Source organism: Pseudodesulfovibrio indicus (assembly GCF_001563225.1).
GTDB classification, from domain to species: domain Bacteria; phylum Desulfobacterota; class Desulfovibrionia; order Desulfovibrionales; family Desulfovibrionaceae; genus Pseudodesulfovibrio; species Pseudodesulfovibrio indicus.
Genome location: NZ_CP014206.1, coordinates 768,493 through 785,952, shown reverse-complemented (window position 1 = coordinate 785,952; position 17,460 = coordinate 768,493). Strand labels below are relative to the sequence as shown.

Below are 17,460 nucleotides of genomic sequence, written 5' to 3'. Positions count from 1 at the left end.
CTGTGTCCGGTTCCCGGATTGGAAACCGTCGATAATACCTACTCTGTCAGTCCGTAAAATGCAACGCCCTCAAAGTTTTGCGGCCTCGGCCTCCACCGCCCGGACCAGGCCGTCGAACCGGACCAGCAGCCGGTCGATGTCCCTGCCCGCAGCCTCCAGCTCGCCGCAGAAGCACCGCTTCTCCAGGGCGCGGGCCTCCTGGACCACGTCCATGGCCAGCACATGGCTGGAGATGTTGGTGATGGAATGCAGGGCCATGGCCGTACCCTTGGCGTCCCCGGTCTTTGCCGCCGTGATCAGAGCCTCGCGCTTGTTTTTCGCCTCCATGAGGAAGAGGTCCAGGATGTCCTTGAGCAGCTCCAAGTCGCCTTCGAAACGCGAGGTCAGGGACTTGATGTCCAGCCGCATCTCCTCCTCGGGCGGACCGGACCGGGTCGGCTCCTGGGTGCAGACCAGGCTCTCGCCCTCTTTCCGCCCGGCGGTGCAGCGGACGATGGCCTCGGACAGCTGGTGCATGTCCACCGGCTTGCTGACGTAGTCGTTCATGCCGCTTTCAAGCATCCGCTCCCGGTCGCCCTTCATGGCGTAGGCGGTCAGGGCGATGATCGGGATGTTGCGGTCGTAAAGCCTGCCGTCGGATTCGCGGATGGCGCGGGTGGCCTCTATGCCGCTCATCTCCGGCATCTGCACGTCCATGAGCACCACGTCGATCTCGCGCCCGTTTTCCCGGAGGAGCTCGAGGACCTCAAGGCCGTTCTCGGCGGTGGTCACGGTGTGGCCGAACATGGTCAGGAAGTGCTTCAGGTACTTCCTGTTCATGGGGTTGTCGTCGGCCAGCAGGATGTTCAGGTGCAGGGTGCTCGGCTTCCTGGCCTTGAGCGGGGCGGCTGCCGGGGTCTGGTCCCGGAGCACGCCGAACCAGGCGGTGAAAAAGAAGGTGGACCCCTGGCCCACGGCGGATTCCACGCCGATCTCGCCGCCCATCATGTTGACCATCTGGCGGGAGATGGTCAGTCCCAGGCCGGTCCCCTGGTGCTTCTTGCGCAGGGAGCTGTCCGCCTGGGTGAAGCTGTCGAAGACCGCGTCCAGCTTGTCCGGGGGAATGCCCACGCCGGTGTCCCGGACCTTGAACAGCAGGCAGACGCGGCTCTGCTCGCGGTGGGAAACCTCCACGGTCAGCTCCACCAGGCCTCGCTCGGTGAACTTCAGCGCGTTGCCGATGAGATTCCAGAGCACCTGGCCGAGGCGGTCCGGGTCCCCGTTCAGGCGCACTGGCACCTCGTCGGCCACGGAGTAGCGGAAGGCGAGATTGTTCAGCTCCGCCTGGGGGCCGAAGGAACGCACGCTGGTCTCCAGAGCGGAGCGCAAGGTGAAGTCCTCCAGCTTGAGCTCCATCCGGCCCGCCTCGATCTTGGAGATGTCCAGGATGTCGTTGACGATGTTGAGCAGGGACTTGGCCGCGTCGCGGATCATGTCCGTGTGCTCGCGCTGCTCCTCGGTCAGGCCGGTGGTGATCATCATCTCGGTCATGCCCAGGATGCCGCTGATGGGGGTGCGGATTTCATGGCTCATGTTGGCCAGGAACATGGATTTGGCCATGTTCGCATCCAGGGCGGCGGCCGAGGCCTCCTCGGCGGAGCGGTTGGCCTCGATCAGCTTGCCGCTCATCTCGCCGTAGTGGATGGCCGATCCGAAGAGGTTGGCGGCGAGCATCATGGACTCGATCTCCACCGGCAGCCAGTCGCGCTCGCGCCGGTGCTCGGACAACCCGAGGAACCCCCACCAGGCGTTGCCCGCGAAGACCGGGACGATCATGATCGACTTGGCTCCGGTGGATTCGAAGACCTCACGTTCCTCCTTGCGGAAATGCTTGACGTGGCCCGTGACCACCTTGCGCTTGAGCATGGCCCCGCGCCAGGTGTCGTAGAGAGGCGAGGTAGAGATCTCGAAGCCTTCCGGTCCCTTCGAAAGCGGGAAAAGGCCCTCGGCGGCCCACTCGTTGTGCAGGGTCAGGACCTCCTCGCCGCCGGGCCGGTCGGCCTTGCGGAACAGATAGATGCGGGTCACGTCCGCGACCTTGCCCAGCTTGACCAGGGCGTCGCTCACGCCCTCGTCCCAGTCGATCTTACGCAGGAACCGGCTGGCGAAGCTGGTCAGGACCTGAAGAATGGCGTCCCGGCGGAAGAGCAGCTCCTCGAATTCCTTTTGCAGGGAGACGTCGCGGGCCATGCCGTAGATGCGGACCACGTCCCCGGACGGGCCGAGTTCGACCTCCCGGTTCGCGTGCAGGTGGCGCACCTTGCCGTCCCGGTTCACGACCCGGTATTCGAAATCCAGGGGCCAGCCCCGGTCGAAGGTCGCCTCGTTGGCCCGGTCGAAGACCTCCAGGTCCTCGGGATGGACCATCTCGCGCAGACCGGAGAGCCGGACGCCCGGCACCATATCCTCGCCGAAGATGCGGTTCAGCCCCACGGACCAGCGGATGTCGCCGGTCTCGTCCCGCACCCAGCTGCCGATGGTGTCGGTGCGCTCCATCCAGGCGCGCAGTGCGCGCTCGGCGGCCAGCTCGCGGCGCAGCGCCACCTGCGCCTCCAGATGCCGGGCGCAGCGGTCCATGCACGCCTCGGAGTGCTCGTCGAGCACCCCGCTGTCGAAGGCCCCCAGCTCCAGGGCCCGGTCCACCAATCCGGGCTCGAGGAAGAGCACCGCCACCTGGCGGTCGTATTCTTCCCGGATGCGGTACAGGGCGCGTTCCCAGGTCGCGTCGTCGGGGTCCGGGACGAGCAGGACCAGGTCCGCGTCGTTCTTCTCCAGCCGGTGTACCCCCCGCGAGACCGTGGCGAGCTGCACGAAGGTCCGCTCGTGATCGTGGAAGAACGCATCCATTCTGTCCCCGTCCACTTTCTTGCCCGCCAAGATCAATACCTTCACGCTCGCCTCCGCTTCCCGGTCATGGGATGAGAATGATTTGTATGGGTTGTCGTCAACTCTTACGCCAGAAAGAGGGGGCTGGACAAGTCGTATGACCGGATTCCCCCGGGCCGGCTCGGCCGGAACCCACGCCGAGCGGGCATTGCCAACTGCAACCGTCTGAAAAGACAGTTCTTCCCCTGGCCACCCCCCCTTGCTTTCTCGCCCTTCGGGGTTTACACAGCTTGCAGGGGGATGTTTTCGCGCCCCCTGCCCAACGACAATCCCAAAGGTGCCACCATGAATTTTCTGCCTGACAACGACATCCTGACCCTGCTTTCGGGGGCGACCCTGGCCGTGAAGCTGGTGATGCTCTTCCTGGGCTGCATGTCCCTCTGGAGCTGGACCATCATCTTCATGAAATTCTTCACCATCGGCGCGGCGCGCAAGAAGGTCATGAAGGGCTACGAGGCGTTCATCGCGGCGGGCGATTTGTCCAAGGGGCTCAAGGGGCTGGGCGACAAGGACGACTCCCCCCTGGCCCGGGTCTCGTCCCTGGCGGTCAAGGAATTTCGGCTGCTGGAGAAGGCGGACGTCAACCGCGAGCGCAAGCGGCTGCTGGTCAAGGACACCCTCCGGCGCGTGCTCAAGCAGGGCATTTCCAAGGAGATGCGGTCGCTGACCCGCAACCTGCCGTTTTTGGCCACCTGCGCCAACGCGGCCCCGTTCATCGGGCTGTTCGGCACGGTCTGGGGCATCATGCACTCCTTCCACTCCATCGGCATGGCCCAGTCCGCGGCCCTGGCCACGGTTGCGCCGGGCATCTCCGAGGCGCTCATCGCCACGGCCATCGGTCTGCTGGTGGCCATCCCGGCGACCATTTTCTACAACTATTTCCTGGGCAAGCTGAACGAGGTGGAGACCGGCATGGTGGACTTCGCCGGGGCGTTCCTGAACCGCGCCGAGCGCGAGATCGCCTGGGCCGACAAGCCCGGCCGGGACTAGGGGTCGACCATGGCGATCAAGACCGGCGGCGGCTTCCTGAACGAGATCAACGTCACGCCCTTCGTGGACGTGATGCTGGTGCTGCTGATCATCTTCATGGTCACGGCCCCGCTCATGACCCAGGGGGTGGAGGTGGACCTGCCGACCACGCGCACGGTCAAGAACCTGCCGCAGGACTCCGAGCACCTGGTCCTGACGGTCAAGAAGGACGGCGCGCTGTTCCTGGACGAGTACCAGGTGGGCGAGGACGAGCTTGAGGACCATCTCAAGCGGCTGGTGGCCGGGCAGAAGAAGCAGCTCTTCCTGCGCGCGGACAAGGAGGTCGCCTACGGCACCGTGGTCCGCGTCATGGGCGAAATCAAGGCCGCCGGCATCGACAAGCTCGGCATCGTGGCCGAGCAGCCGCGCGAGGACAGGAAGTAGACGCGACATGAAGCGGGCGCTCAGCTGGACTCTCTCCATCCTCTTCCATGCCGTGGTGGCCGCAGGTCTGCTGTATTCCGTGGACCTGCCCCCGCTGCTGCCCGAGGAGCTGATGCAGGTGGACCTGACCCGCATCGAGGAGCCGCAGGTCATCACGCCCATGCCCGTGCCCGCGCCCGCGCCGCCCCCCGCGCCCGAGCCCCGGGCCGAGCCGGAACCGCTCCCGGCGGGCGCGCCCGCGCTGCCCATGGACAAGACCGTGGTCCTGGACGACAGCCCGCCCCCGCCCGAACCCGCTCCCGAGCCCGAGCCGCTCCCGGAACCCGACGTCGTCGAGATCAGCCCGGTCAAGACCCTGCCGCCCGAAAAGCCCGAGCTGGCCGAGGACGGGCTGCCCAAGAAAATCTACGTGCGCAACGACGGCACCGTGCACCGTGGGGCCGAGGCGCGCTTCGGCCGCGCCCTGATGGGCGACTACTTCTCCTACTCGCCCCAGGAGTTCTCCGGCCAGTTCCGGACGGCCGACGACCGCGTCATCTCCATCATCGACGCCCGCAACACCAAGTACGGGCGGTTCCTGATCTACGACTCCAAGAACAAGACCCTGCGGCGGCTGAAGCAGTCCTTCGGCAAGTACATCTACACCATCGGCCCGTCGGTCTACGCGGACGAGCCGGTGATCGGCACCGTGACCTTCCTGGCCAAGGACGACCGCATCGAGCGGTTCATCCTGGTCACGGACGACGACCGCATGGCCCACTATCCGCGCAAGGTCCACGTCCGCGAGGAGGAGGTCGTCTTCGACGGCCCCACCGGGGAGATCCGCGCCAACCTCTCGCGGCCGCCCTATGACGACGGCCACCCCGGCGCGGTGGTGGTCCACGGGCCGGACTGCGTGGAGCCGGGCATGGTCCAGGCCTTCACCCGCAGCCTGTCCATGCACGACCTGGCCACCCTGTCCTTCCCGCCGCGCGGCTGCATGGGCGAGGACCCGTCGCCCGCCTCCAATGCCGAACTGGTCTGGGACACGGTGTCCGCCTACCGCTACCTGGCCAGACTCCCGGCCATCGATCCCCGCAAGGCGGGCATCTGGGGCAACGGGCCGGGCGTGCCCGCGGCCATCCGCGCCGCCGGGCGGGTCTCCCCCGCCTTCCTGGTCTGCCTGGTCACGGACGGGGTCGCGCCGGGCGACGTGCCGGGCCGCGACCTGCTGGCCGGACTGGACTTCCCGGTGCTCTGGCTGATCACCGGTTCCGAGACCGGGCGCTGGACTCCGCTGATCCGCACCCTGGAAGACCTGCGCGACAACGGCGGGAGGCGGTTCACCGTCATCGTGGCCCCGCGCAGGACGAGCAGCGAGGTCCTCGACGCCGAGGGCGGCCGGTCCTCCTGGGTGGAGCAGGTGGCCGACGACCACGCAGCCCTGGCCATGTCCTGGATCGCCAACCTGAAGTAATCAACCGGACTACGGCTACCCGCTTTTCTTCGCACTGCAAATACGCTATTGTCTGCGCATTGTTGCGGCCCTGCCAGACACTTTCACGACGGACCCGACGTGACGCTCGACCAAGACCTGAACATCGTCCGCCCCGACCCCGAGACCTGCGACCGGCTGATCAACTCCGATCCGGGGCTTTTCCGGCGGCTCGTGGAGGCCTCGGGCATGGCCGTGTCCATCCACGACAAGAACCTCTTTCCCATCTGGGGCAACGAGGCCTACGCACGGCTCTGGGGCTACTCCGTGGACCGCATCCTGGAGCTGGAGCAGCAGATGGTCATGCCCCCGGAGACCGTGGCCATCTACCGCAACGAGGTCATGCCCAAGGTATGCGCCGGTCAACGGTGGGAGGGCGAATACGTGGTCCGCGCCGGAGACGGGTCCCTGCGCACGGTCAAGGGCTGGTTCGACCCCATCCTGGATGAAAGCGGCGAGGTCTCCCACGTCATCGCCATCAAGCAGGACATCTCGGACATCATCCGAACCCGCGAGGAGCTGGGGGTGGCACGGAAAAGCCTGAACTTCATCTCCAAATCAACCAGCGACATCTTTTTCCGGCTGAATCTGAAGACCGGGCTGTACGACTACCTCTCCCCGTCCGTGGAGCGGTTCTCCGGCTATTCCGTGGACGAGTACCAGCAGCACCCCATGCTCGTGCGCGAAATCGTCCACCCCGACTGGCACGGCTACTTCGACGATATCTACGAGGAGCTGATGGCGGGCGTGGTCCGGCCCGAATACGAATTCCAGTTCGTGCACAAATCCGGCGAGGTCCACTGGGCCAACCAGCGGGGCATCCTGATCTTCGACGAGAACGGCGAGCCCATGGCCATGGAGGGCATCGCCACGGACATCACCGCACGCAAGGCGGCCGAGGAACGGCTGCGGGGCAACGAGGAGAAGTACCGGTTTCTGGCCGAAAACATCTCGGACGTGGTCTGGACCGTGGACAACAACTACCTGCTGACCTACGCCACCCCGTCCATGCGGGACCTGCTCGGCTACACCTTGGAGGAACTGCAGGGCAGGAACATCCGCGAGCTGGTGGCGCCGGGTTCCCTGGCCGCCTTTGACCAGGCCTCCGAGCGGCAGCGGGAGGCCGACGCCCGGGGCGATTACGGCTTCATCAACCGGATGGAGCTGGAACATCTGCGCAAGGACGGGACCTCTGCCTGGGCCGAGACCGTGGCCCGGCGGCTTCTGGACGGCAACGGCCGGTCCTGCGGACTCCAGGGCGTGACCCGCGACGTGTCCGTGCGCCGGGAAATCGCGGCCGCCATGGCCGAGAGCGAGGCCCGGTTCCGCACCCTGTTCGAGGACTCCCCCATCTCCCTGTGGGAGGAGGACCTGACCCGGCTCAAGGCGTACTTCGACGAGCTCAAGGCGTCGGGAGTGACCGATTTCCGCACCTATTTCTACGCCCACCCTGACGCCCTGGCCAAATGCGCCACATTGGTCTCGGTGGTGGACGTGAACAAGGCCACCCTGGACCTCCTGGGCGCGTCCTCCAAGGAGGATCTCTTCGGCAACCTGGACCTGGTCCTGACCGAGAGCTCCATGGCCGCCTTCACCGAGGAGATGATCCTCCTGGCCTCGGGCGGGCACGAATACTGCGGCGAGATCACCCACCGGACCCTGGAGGGCGAGACCATCTGGGTCATGGTCCACTTCTTCGTGCCGGACGAATTCAAGGACACCCTGTCCCGGGTCATCGTCTCCCTGCTGGACGTGACCCCCCGCAAAAACGCCGAAGAAGCGCTCATGGACTCCGAGGAGCGGTACCGCGTGCTGGCCGAGAACTCCCAGGAGGGGGTCATCGTCATGCAGGCCGGGGAGGTCCGTTACGTCAACGAGAGCATGATCCGCATCACCGGCTACACCCTGAAGGAAATCGGCCTCCTGGACTTCGCGGCCATGCTCCACCCCGATGACCGCGCCACCCGGTCGGCCCAGCTCACCCGGCTCTCCACGGACGGCATGAACGACCTGATCGGCTCCTTCCGCATCCTCACCCGGAAAGGGGAGGTCAAGTGGGTGAACATGAACGTCAAGCCGATCATGTGGGGCGGACGCGAAGCCCAGATGCTCATCCTCACGGACATCACCCGGTACAAGTCCCTGGAGTCCGAACTGCTCACCGCCCACGCCCAGATGGAGAACCGCGTGCGCAAGCGGACCGCCGAGCTGTCCGAGGCCAACGTCCAGCTCAAGGCCGAGGCCGAGGAGCGGGGCAAGGCCCAGGAGCGCATCCAGACCCTGACCCAGCAGCTCATCCGGGTCCAGGAGGACGAGCGCCAGCGCATCGCCCGCGACCTGCACGACAACGTGGCCCAGGATCTGTCGTCCATCATGCTCAAGATGGAGACCCTGTTTGACGGCCAGGACTGCGTGGCCCAGGAGCTGTCCGCCCGGGGCGCGTCCGTGGCCGAAGTCCTGCGCGGCTGCATTGCCTCGGTCCGGGAGATCGCCTACGGGCTGCGCCCCCCGGCCCTGGACCAATTGGGCCTGGTCAGGGCGCTGCAAAACCTGTCCCAGGACGCCGGGGCCAGGTACGGCTTCGAAGTTGACTTTTTTTCCACAGGAATCGATAATGTTTCCTTGGACTTTGATGTGGAAATCAATCTTTACCGGATGGTCCAGGAGGCGGTCAGGAACATCTGTCGGCACGCCGAGGCGTCCAAGGCGACCGTCCGCCTCATAAAGAGTCATCCGGACATTCTCATCCGCATCGAGGACAACGGCCGGGGTTTTTCCATGGAGGAGAGGCTGGCCAGAGCGGACCAGGACAAGCGCATGGGCTTGCGGAGCATGGAGGAACGGGCGCGCCTCATCGGCGGCGTGATGGACATCCAGTCCCTGCCCGGAACCGGCACGCGCGTGGTCTTCAAGGTCCCGTTCGAAAACGCGAAAAGGCATGAATAAGATGGAAGCGCACACCATGGACGTCATGATCGTCGACGATCACCCCCTGTTCCGGGAAGGGCTCAAGACCATTATCAGCAGAGACGCCAACTTCTCGGTCTGCGCCGAGGCAGGCAACGGGAGCGAGGGCATCGCCCTGGCCCGCGATCTCCACCCGGACATCGTGCTGGTGGACATCTCCATGCCCGACACCAGCGGCATCCAGATGATCCGCGAGCTCAAGGACGACCTGCCCACCACCCGGTTCGTCATCATCTCCATGCACTCCGAGGCCGACTACATCGTCGAGGCCTTCCGGGCCGGAGCCACCGGCTACATCATCAAGGAATCCGCCGCCCACCAGCTCATCAAGGGGCTGAACACCGTGGCCCAGGGCCACCTCTTCCTGGACAGCGCCCTGTCCCAGGAGGTGGTCTTCAAACTGCTCCAGACCAAGACCGACGGCGAGGACGGCAAGGACGACCCGTACTCCACCCTGACCCCGCGCGAGCAGGAGGTCATGCGCATGCTGGCCGAAGGACTGACCGCCAAGGGCGTGGCCGAACAGCTGTTCATCAGCCCCAAGACCGTGGAAAATCACCGCACCAACCTGATGAAGAAGCTCGGCCTGAGGAGCTCGGTGGAGCTGATCCGCTATGCCGCCCGCCTCGGCCTCATCGATATCGAAACCTGGGCCACCTAGCCCGGCGATTCTTCCCCCGCAAAAGGAGAAGCCCCCCTGCACCGTGGTGCCGGGGGGCTTCCTTCATGATGGATCCACTGACAGAACTATTCGGCGGAAATGGTGATCCGCTTGGGCTGGACCTTTTCCACCTTGGGCAGGTACAGCTCCAGGACCCCGTTCTCCAGGGAGGCCTTGATCCGCTCCCGGTCCACGATGTCCGAGATGGAGATGGAGCGCACGTACTCGCAGTCGCCGAACTGCATCTCCACGAACTTCTCGCCGGGGTTGGGGTTGCGGACCGCGCGGCCGGTGATGGTCAATTCGTCCTCTTCGAGGTCGATGGCCATGTCCTCCTTCTTCACGCCGGGCAGGTCCATGTAGATGTGGAACCCGTCCTCGCGTTCCAGGATATCGGTGGCCGGACGGAAGCGGGCCAGTTCCTTTGCGTCCTCTTTCTTCATGACTTCGCTCATGACACCCTCCTTACTGCGCTTCGATGCTGATGGTGCGCGGCTTGATCTCTTCGGACTTGGGCAGGGTCACGGTCAGGACGCCGTCCTTCAGCGAGGCGGTGACCTTGTCCCTGTCCACGGGCACGCCGATGTTGACAACTCTGTGGAAAACGCCCTTGGGACGCTCCTGGCGGAAGTATTTCCCTTCGGGAGCGGTGCGCTCGCCCTTGAGGACCAGGGTCTTGTCGGTCAGGGTCAGCTCCACGTCGTCGATGGCCATTCCGGGCACTTCGGCGCGAACGTAAATGTTCGCTTCATCGTTGCTCAGATTGAGCGGGGGGTAGGCCAGACGCCTGTCGTCGCCCATGGGGGATCTCAGGAATTCCTCGAAGACACGGTCCAGCCGGGACGGGAAATTGTACAGCGTATTGAAATCGATAACCATGAACGGCACCTCCTTTTGATTCGTTCGAAATCAAAAATAGGCACCCTTTTTTCATCGTCAAGACCACCTGTGGAAAAAAATGTCCCGCCCCGGAAAACCGGGGCGGGACGCCTCTCCGACAGGGCCGGAGACCTATTTGGAACCGGTCCACTCCTTGTCCGGGACCGCCTGCTCCACCAGCATGATGGGGATGTCCTCCTTGACCGGATAGACCACGGCGCAGGCCGCACAGGCCAGGCCGTCCCCGGCGGGCAGGAGCTTCAGCCCCCCCTTGCACTTGGGGCAGGCCAGGATGTCGAGCAGTTCTTTCTTCAGGGTCATGGCGCTCTCCTTTGCTGACCGGACACTACCGTTCCGGACCGGAATTGGCAACAGTCCGCCAACCTCCCCCTTTACCTCCGGCGCGCGAGGCTGTACCTTCCGGGGATTGCATACCAACAATCAGGACGTGACATGAGCATAGATCTGCATACCCACACCACCGCCTCTGACGGCACCCTCTCGCCCACGGAACTGGTCAAGCTGGCCAAGGAATCCGGCCTGGACGCCGTGGCCATCACCGACCACGACACCTTCCAGGGCGTGGCGGAGGCGCTCGAAGCCGGAGAGAAATACGGCATCGAGGTCATCCCCGGCACCGAACTGAGCCTCGAATCCCCGGAAGGCGCGGGCTGGATCCACGTGGTCGCCCTGTGGCTGCCCGAACAGGCCGAGGAACTCCAGAAGGCCTTCGACTGGGTCCTGGAAGGCCGCGCCAACCGCAACCACGAGATCGTGGACAAGCTCCGCACCCTGGGCGTGAACATCACCTACGAGGCCGTGGCCGCCCGCGCCAAGGGCACCATCGGCCGTCCCCACTTCGCCCAGGAGCTCCTCGCGCTGGGCGTGTGCTCGTCCATGGACGAGGCGTTCAAGGTCTGGATCGGCGACAACGGGCGGGCCTACGTGCCCAAGCGCAAGCTGACCCCGGAACAGGCGTTCCCCATCCTGAACGACATCGGGGCCACCTCCATCCTGGCCCACCCCTTCGCCCTCAAGCTCAACTACAAGGCCACGGAAAAGGTCGTCCGCGACCTCATGGACCTCGGCCTGGACGGCATGGAAGTCTTCTATTCCGAACACTCCGAGGCCGACACCAAGGCGTACGGCGAGATGGCCGACCGTCTCGGCCTGCTCAAGTCCGGCGGCTCGGACTTCCACGGCGCCAACAAGCCGGAGATCCGGCTCGGCACCGGCCGGGGCAGCCTGGACGTGCCCACCGCGCTGCTCGAAGCCATGAAGCAGGACCGCCGGAGCAAGGGCCTCCCGGTCTAGGGCCGCACGCCCTCCCGAACCCGCCAGGACCGCCGCCATGCCCGAGAACCAACCCTTCCGGCCCGAACTCCTCGCCCCCGCGGGCGACATGGAAAAACTGACCACCGCCATTCTCTACGGCGCGGACGCCGTGTACCTGGGCGGCGAGGGCCTCAACCTGCGGGCGGGCGCGGGCGGCTTCGACCGCCAGGGACTGACCGAAGCCTTTGCCAAGACCGCCAAGGCCGGGGTCAAGGCGTACTACACCCTGAACGTCTACCCCCGGCAGTCGCACATGAAGGAGCTGCACGCCCAGATCGACATGCTCTGCGAACTCAAGCCCGACGCGGTCATCGCCGCCGACCCCGGCGTCATCCGGCTGCTGCGCCGCGAGCTGCCCGAAATCCCGGTCCACATCTCCACCCAGGCCAACACCTCCAACGTCGAGGCCGTGCGCTTCTGGCGCGAGAACGGCGCGCGGCGCGTCAACGTGGCCCGCGAGCTGCGTTCCGCCGAGCTGGGCGAAATGCTCGACGCCTGCCGCAAGCAGATGCCGAACATGGAGCTGGAGGTCTTCGTGCACGGGGCCATGTGCATGGCCGTCTCGGGCCGGTGCTACATGTCCGCCCTGCTCAACGACCGGCCCGGCAACCTCGGCCAGTGCTCCCACCCCTGCCGCTACGAATACCGGCCCACGGCCATCACCTTCGAGGAACGCACCCGGCCCGGCGAAAACCTCTGGGAAATCCGCGAACAGGGCGGCCCCGTCCAGGACCGCCCGGCGGACGAGGAATTCACCTTCGACGCGCCCGAGGAGTTCACCTTCTCCACCCCGGAGGAGGCCGGACAGCAACCGGTCGCGGACCCGGCCCTGTCCGCCGCCCTGGATACCGACGGCTGGACCAAGTTTTTCGCCGCCGAAGACCTCTGCCTGCTCCACTACCTCGAATGGTTCATGCGCCTGAAGGTCGCCTCCATCAAGATCGAGGGGCGAACCAAGAGCTCCGCCTACCTCGCCCAGGTGGTGGACGCCTACAAATCCGCGCTTCTCGCGGCCTCCACCGGCCGGTTCCACCCGGAAATCTTCCTGGCCGAACTGGTCAACGCCGCGTCCCGGCCCCTGACCACCGGGTTCTTCGATCCCCTCAACCGAGGGATCATCGCCCAGCCGCCCGATCCCGAGGAGAAACGGCCCGTCCTCGCCCGGCTCGTCACCCCCATCGCCGCCGGACGCTGGCTCGTCCAGACCAAGGCGCGCTGGGACACCTCCGAACCCGTCGAAGTGCTCATGCCCGGCCTGATCCGGCCCCGCCTCGCCGCCGAAGACTACGGACTCGAAGACGAACGCGGCACCGGAGTCGATATCTCCCACCCCGGACAACGCGGCGTGCTCATCTGCGACCACCCGGAACTCAAACCCGGCATGTTCCTCCGCAAACCCTGGAACCTGGACGACCTGGACTAGACGGCCAGGTCGGTGCGGGAGGGCCTCCGGCACCCCCTTCGGGGAGAGCCCTCGCCGGGCGGCGTCTCCGACGGCCAGGGCGCTGCCCTGGACCCGCTCAAGGCCGAGGGCCTTGAGAATCCCATAGCTCGCTTCGCTCGGGTCCGTGCGGACGCCTCCGCCGTGCCGGTTGGCGATTTGGGGCGGAGATGGCGGGTGAGGAACCGTGCGGCTTAACGCCACATCGCCCGCCGCCATCTCCGCCCCAAATCGCGGGTTTTTATTGGAAGAGTCTGATTCCACTCAGAACAATCTCTTTTGGTGACGCAGTCCTAAAACGCCGCGAAACCGGTTTGTCGTGTTCCGCCAAGCCCTTCCAGCGGCGTTGGGCAACCGTCCCTGAGGGTTCGCGCCGGGCGGCGCTCCGAGGCCCGTGGCCGTCCGGCGCGAACGCTCAGGGACACCGTCTGCCCGCACCCCAACCACCCATCCCGTGCAAACGCACCGACCTCCACTTCCCTTCTCCCCCTCCCGACTCCCCCAACTCCCCCCCCCGCGCCCGCACGCACTTGCCGAAGGCACCCAAAAAGTTTGGAAGGGGAGTCCAGAGGGGAAACTTTTTTAAAAGTTTCCCCTCTGGCCGCCGGAGGCATTCCCTCCCCCACCTCCCGCCATGTGCGGAAAGGTGCAGTTGGTTGCGGGGCGGGGCGGGGGGGCGTATAGGTGCTGGTATGAAGCGATTGGGCGTGGACGGGTGCAGGGGCGGCTGGTTTGCGGCCTGGTCTGACCGGGGGAGCTGGGACTTCGCGTTGTATGCGGATTTCGGCCTCCTTTGGGACGCGCACCGGGACGCGGAGTGCATCCTGGTGGACATGCCCATCGGCCTGGCCCGTGACGCGGTCCGCAGGGCGGACGTGGAGGTCCGCAAGCGGCTCGGTCCGCGCCGGTCAAGCGTCTTCAACTGCCCGGTGCGGGCAGCGGTGCACGCCCCGGACAAGGCCACGGCCAAGGCGCTCAATCGGAAAGCTGTCGGTAAGTCACTTTCCGAACAATCGCTGAATATTATGAAAAAGATACGGGAAATCGATCTGTTCCTCTCCAGCCATCCCGAAGCACAGGACAGACTCTTCGAATCCCACCCGGAACTGTGCTTTGCCATGGCGGCCGGGGGGCCGCTGACCCACCCCAAGCGAAAGGCGGCGGGCGCGGCGGAACGGTGCGAAGTGCTGGGCCGGTTCGTGCCGGAACCGGCCGGACTGGTGGCCCGGGTCCGGGAGGCGTATCCGGCCTCAAGGGTGGCGGGCGACGACGTGCTGGACGCGCTGATGCTGGCCGTGACGGCGGGAGGAGGGGCCGCGAACCTGCGCCCCGTTCCCGACCCCGTGGAAAAAGACGAGACCGGGCTGCCCATGGCCGTCTGGTACAGGGAATTCGACAATGCATGACGAGGACATCATGAATGAACATACCGCTGGAACCGCAACCTTCCGCAAACTGCCGCTCTGTCTGCTCTGCCTGGCGCTCGCGCTGGGCGCATGCGTGCGGACCGCGCCCGTGACCTTGCCCGTGACCGCGCCGGAGCCGGTGGCCACGCCGCCCCTTGCCGTGACTTTCCTTCCGCAAAAGGGCGACTTCATCTCCAAGTACGGTGATCGCGTTGCGCTGGCCGAGATCACGGCAATTGCAAAGGGTTACGATTACATCATCCTCGGCGAAGGGCACCGCAACCCCATTGACCACAAGGTACAGCAAGCCCTTCTGCAAGCCCTGTCCGAGTCCGGCGACGGCCTCTCCCTGGGGCTGGAGATGGTGGCCGTGGACAAGCAGCAGGAGCTGGACGATTTCTGCAAGGGCCAGGTCACCCTGGACGCCCTGCCCGGCGAACTGCAATGGGACGAGAAGTGGGGCTACGACTTCGCCATGTTCCGCGACCACTTCGCCATCGCCAAGCAAAACGGCGTGCCCGTGGCGGGACTGAACGTGCCGTCCGAGGTCACGCGCAAGATTTCGAGAGAGGGTTTGGAGGCGCTGACCGACGAGGAGCGGGCGCTGCTGCCGCGCGAGATCGTCCCGCCGTCCACGGACCAGAAGACGTTTCTGAACGCGATCATGGAGCTGCACCGGGACAGGGACGCGGACGACCCTGCGGCCCGGGAGCGGTTCTACCTGGTGCAGTCCATCTGGGATTCCAAGATGGCCGAGGAGGCCGTGGCCCTGCGCGCGAAGTTCGACTGGCCGGTGCTGGTCGTGGCAGGGTCCGCCCATGCCGAGTACGGCTGGGGCATCGCCAAGCGCATCCGCTGGATGGAGCCCGGGGCGCGGGTCCTGACCATCGTGCCGTGGCGCGGCGGCGGGTTCGACTCCGAAGAAGGCGACTATTTCTTCTACGCGCCCGACTCCTACCGCTCGCGCATGGGTATGACCCTGGCCGGGCAGATCGGCGGCGGCATCGTGGTGGAGTCCGTGGAGCGCGGGTCCCGCGCGGACCGTGCCGGGCTGCGCCCCGGCGATCTCCTGACCGACGCCTCGGGCGTACCCCTGGACGACCTGTACGACCTGCACATGGCCGGGACCAAGGTCCACGACGCGGACGAACCGCTGGTCTTCACGGTCCGGCGCGGCGGCGACACGCTGTCCGTGGACATGGGCAAGCTCGGCCAGGCCAAGCCCGGGACCAAGTCCGAAGAGGACACCCCCTCGCCCGAGATGAAGCCCGATACGGCGACGGAACCCGCTGTGCCCGCCGCGACCGAACCCGCTGTTGCCGAACCCGCTGTTGCCGAACCCGCTCTGGCCGAACCCGCCGGGCCGACTCCCGGCAAGGAGGCCCGCTAAATGCGCCGCCTGCTCCTGACCGCACTGTTCCTGTTCTCGCTCTGTTCCTCGGCCCACGCCGGGGAATTGGCCGGGCTGTTTCCGGAAACCGTGGGCGCCCTGCCGCGCGTGGAGCTGATCGCCGGCCCGGACGCCCAGGCCGAGGTGGACAAGCTGCACGGCAAGGCGCTGGCGGCCGAAGCCTCGGCCATCGCCCGCTACGCCGTCCCCGACTCGCGCCCGGCCGAGGTCTGGGTCTCCAGGGTCAGCTCCGAGGCCGAGGCGCGCCGCCAGACCGGACAGATGGTCCACAAGATGTTCGAAAACCCCAAATCGCCTTTCAAAAATCCCGCCCGCGAGGACCACGACGGCTTGGCCGTATACCGGTTCGACGGCATGGGCCAGGTCCACCTGATCTGGTTCTCCGGCGACCTGGTCTGGTGGGTCAGCTGCGCCCCCGCCGACAAGACGCCGTTCCTGGACGCCTTCGCGCGCTGATCGTTTCACCGCCTTGCCTTGAGGGCCGGTCAACGTGTAGTGGTGGGCCGAAACCGGGAGAACGACGTGGACCAAAGCCGAAACGAACGGGACGCAATACCGGGCCAGGAACTGGCCGAGATCATCCGCCAACTGGCGGCCCACTACGGACTGTGGCTGGCCGAAGCCGTCCATCAACTGGGGCTGGAAGGGGCGCTCGACGCCGAGGCCGAGGCCGGAGACCGGCTGGTCGCCATCCTGAGCGGCAAGCTGGAACGCGCCCTGGGGCGCGAATCCGGGGCCTTGTTTCAAGGCGTGGACCCGGCGGTCCTGGACGCGGCGGCCCAGGCGCTGCGCACGGGCTGGCTGGCCGCGGACGGGGTCTGGTTTCAGGCCGTGGAGCAGCGCGCGGGCATGGACGCGGCCAAGCGGGTCAACGACACCTGCTGGGCGCGGTTCGCGCCCCTTGAGGCGCGCCGGGCCAAGGCGCTCCTGAAGCTGCCGGACAACGGCGGTATCCCGGCCCTCAAGGCGGTCCTGGCCGAGCGCATGTACGGCCGGTTGAACCGCTGGGAGTTCGTCGAGGAGACCGACGCGTCCATTGTCTTCCGCATGACCGACTGCCGGGTCCAGACCGCCCGCAAGCGGCGCGGGCTGCCCGACTACCCGTGCAAGTCCGGCGGGACCACCGAATACACGTCCCTCGCCCGCGAGGTCGATCCCCGGCTGCGCTGCACCTGCGTGGGCTGTCCGCCCGACGACCATCCCGAAGAGTGGGTCTGCGCCTGGCGGTTCACCCTGGACGGGGAGTAGGTCAGGAAAGGGCCTCCGGCGGGCAGGGCGCTGCCCTGCACCCGTCGGGGCTCTGCCCCGAACCCCGCCAGGGAACCCTTTGAAAAGGGTTCCCTGGACCCTCCCAAACTTCTTGTCGCGCCTTCGGCGAGGACGTACGTTCGCGGGAAGGTGGTGTATTTGGAGAGTAAAATGTTTCAAGCCATTTTATTCTTCAAACAGTCCGCCCTCCCGCTTCGGCACGGACTTCGCGCAGCGACCCAAAAAGTTTGGAGAGTCCAGAGAACCTTTTCAAAGGTTCTCTGGCCGCCGGAGGCTTTC

15 protein-coding genes are annotated in these 17,460 nt (G+C 66.0%); 11 read left to right on the top strand and 4 right to left on the bottom strand.

Annotation, left to right across the window (positions count from 1 at the left end):
- Positions 1-69: 69 nt before the first annotated feature.
- Positions 70-2,931: a hybrid sensor histidine kinase/response regulator gene (locus AWY79_RS03645; protein ID WP_133987473.1), complete on the bottom strand. Its 2,862-nt coding sequence runs from the start codon at positions 2,929-2,931 to the stop codon at positions 70-72.
- Between the two features lie 279 nt (positions 2,932-3,210).
- Here AWY79_RS03645 and AWY79_RS03640 point away from each other — a divergent pair, with 279 nt between their 5' ends.
- The 5 genes from AWY79_RS03640 (at position 3,211) to AWY79_RS03620 (ending at position 9,440) form a co-directional block, all read left to right on the top strand.
- Positions 3,211-3,915 (top strand): MotA/TolQ/ExbB proton channel family protein, encoded by a 705-nt coding sequence (locus AWY79_RS03640; RefSeq protein WP_066803793.1) that lies wholly within the window; start codon positions 3,211-3,213, stop codon positions 3,913-3,915.
- A gap of 9 nt (positions 3,916-3,924) precedes the next feature.
- Entirely contained in the window at positions 3,925-4,338 is a 414-nt protein-coding gene (gene tolR, locus AWY79_RS03635) for a protein TolR (protein WP_066800416.1), read from the top strand.
- A gap of 7 nt (positions 4,339-4,345) precedes the next feature.
- The gene (locus AWY79_RS03630) at positions 4,346-5,794 is read left to right on the top strand and encodes an alpha/beta hydrolase family protein (RefSeq protein WP_066800413.1); all 1,449 of its coding nucleotides are present in this window, start codon (positions 4,346-4,348) and stop codon (positions 5,792-5,794) included.
- Positions 5,795-5,893: 99 nt separating this feature from the next.
- Entirely contained in the window at positions 5,894-8,758 is a 2,865-nt protein-coding gene (locus AWY79_RS03625; RefSeq protein WP_066800409.1) for a sensor histidine kinase, read from the top strand.
- 1 nt (position 8,759) lies between these two features.
- On the top strand, positions 8,760-9,440 hold the full coding sequence (locus AWY79_RS03620; RefSeq protein WP_066800406.1) for a response regulator: 681 nt from the start codon (positions 8,760-8,762) through the stop codon (positions 9,438-9,440).
- Between the two features lie 86 nt (positions 9,441-9,526).
- Here the strand turns inward: AWY79_RS03620 and AWY79_RS03615 are convergent, their stop codons facing one another.
- From AWY79_RS03615 to AWY79_RS03605, 3 genes are all read right to left on the bottom strand, one after another.
- Entirely contained in the window at positions 9,527-9,895 is a 369-nt protein-coding gene (locus AWY79_RS03615; protein ID WP_066800403.1) for an Hsp20/alpha crystallin family protein, read from the bottom strand.
- Positions 9,896-9,905: 10 nt separating this feature from the next.
- Positions 9,906-10,319, bottom strand: coding sequence for an Hsp20/alpha crystallin family protein (locus tag AWY79_RS03610; protein ID WP_066800400.1), 414 nt, complete (start codon positions 10,317-10,319; stop codon positions 9,906-9,908).
- A 132-nt stretch (positions 10,320-10,451) separates the two neighbouring features.
- Positions 10,452-10,640 (bottom strand): Trm112 family protein, encoded by a 189-nt coding sequence (locus tag AWY79_RS03605; protein ID WP_066800397.1) that lies wholly within the window; start codon positions 10,638-10,640, stop codon positions 10,452-10,454.
- Between the two features lie 132 nt (positions 10,641-10,772).
- Here AWY79_RS03605 and AWY79_RS03600 point away from each other — a divergent pair, with 132 nt between their 5' ends.
- The 6 genes from AWY79_RS03600 (at position 10,773) to AWY79_RS03575 (ending at position 17,160) form a co-directional block, all read left to right on the top strand.
- The gene (locus tag AWY79_RS03600; protein ID WP_066800387.1) at positions 10,773-11,633 is read left to right on the top strand and encodes a PHP domain-containing protein; all 861 of its coding nucleotides are present in this window, start codon (positions 10,773-10,775) and stop codon (positions 11,631-11,633) included.
- 37 nt (positions 11,634-11,670) lie between these two features.
- Positions 11,671-13,077 carry a peptidase U32 family protein gene (locus AWY79_RS03595; RefSeq protein WP_066800383.1) on the top strand — a complete coding sequence of 469 codons (1,407 nt, stop codon included), beginning with the start codon at positions 11,671-11,673 and terminating at the stop codon, positions 13,075-13,077.
- Between the two features lie 710 nt (positions 13,078-13,787).
- Positions 13,788-14,501: a DUF429 domain-containing protein gene (locus AWY79_RS18955; protein ID WP_133987335.1), complete on the top strand. Its 714-nt coding sequence runs from the start codon at positions 13,788-13,790 to the stop codon at positions 14,499-14,501.
- Positions 14,502-14,511: 10 nt separating this feature from the next.
- Positions 14,512-15,891, top strand: a complete 1,380-nt coding sequence (locus AWY79_RS03585; RefSeq protein WP_078063871.1) for a ChaN family lipoprotein — start codon at positions 14,512-14,514, stop codon at positions 15,889-15,891.
- Complete coding sequence (locus tag AWY79_RS03580) at positions 15,892-16,368, top strand: hypothetical protein (protein ID WP_066800374.1); 477 nt, start codon at positions 15,892-15,894, stop codon at positions 16,366-16,368.
- A 66-nt stretch (positions 16,369-16,434) separates the two neighbouring features.
- A complete protein-coding gene (locus AWY79_RS03575) occupies positions 16,435-17,160 on the top strand; it encodes a DUF6125 family protein (protein WP_066806966.1) in 726 nt (241 codons plus the stop codon).
- Positions 17,161-17,460 lie beyond the last annotated feature (300 nt).

What these genes read in the sequence shown, in the direction of transcription:
- AWY79_RS03605 (WP_066800397.1), bottom strand. Translation starts at nt 10,640, where the DNA reads ATGACCCTGAAGAAAGAACTGCTCGACATCCTGGCCTGCCCCAAGTGC.
- AWY79_RS03595 (WP_066800383.1), top strand. Translation starts at nt 11,671, where the DNA reads ATGCCCGAGAACCAACCCTTCCGGCCCGAACTCCTCGCCCCCGCGGGC.
- tolR (WP_066800416.1), top strand. Translation starts at nt 3,925, where the DNA reads ATGGCGATCAAGACCGGCGGCGGCTTCCTGAACGAGATCAACGTCACG.
- AWY79_RS03580 (WP_066800374.1), top strand. Translation starts at nt 15,892, where the DNA reads ATGCGCCGCCTGCTCCTGACCGCACTGTTCCTGTTCTCGCTCTGTTCC.
- AWY79_RS03600 (WP_066800387.1), top strand. Translation starts at nt 10,773, where the DNA reads ATGAGCATAGATCTGCATACCCACACCACCGCCTCTGACGGCACCCTC.
- AWY79_RS03640 (WP_066803793.1), top strand. Translation starts at nt 3,211, where the DNA reads ATGAATTTTCTGCCTGACAACGACATCCTGACCCTGCTTTCGGGGGCG.
- AWY79_RS03585 (WP_078063871.1), top strand. Translation starts at nt 14,512, where the DNA reads ATGAATGAACATACCGCTGGAACCGCAACCTTCCGCAAACTGCCGCTC.
- AWY79_RS03630 (WP_066800413.1), top strand. Translation starts at nt 4,346, where the DNA reads ATGAAGCGGGCGCTCAGCTGGACTCTCTCCATCCTCTTCCATGCCGTG.
- AWY79_RS18955 (WP_133987335.1), top strand. Translation starts at nt 13,788, where the DNA reads ATGAAGCGATTGGGCGTGGACGGGTGCAGGGGCGGCTGGTTTGCGGCC.
- AWY79_RS03610 (WP_066800400.1), bottom strand. Translation starts at nt 10,319, where the DNA reads ATGGTTATCGATTTCAATACGCTGTACAATTTCCCGTCCCGGCTGGAC.
- AWY79_RS03620 (WP_066800406.1), top strand. Translation starts at nt 8,760, where the DNA reads ATGGAAGCGCACACCATGGACGTCATGATCGTCGACGATCACCCCCTG.
- AWY79_RS03615 (WP_066800403.1), bottom strand. Translation starts at nt 9,895, where the DNA reads ATGAGCGAAGTCATGAAGAAAGAGGACGCAAAGGAACTGGCCCGCTTC.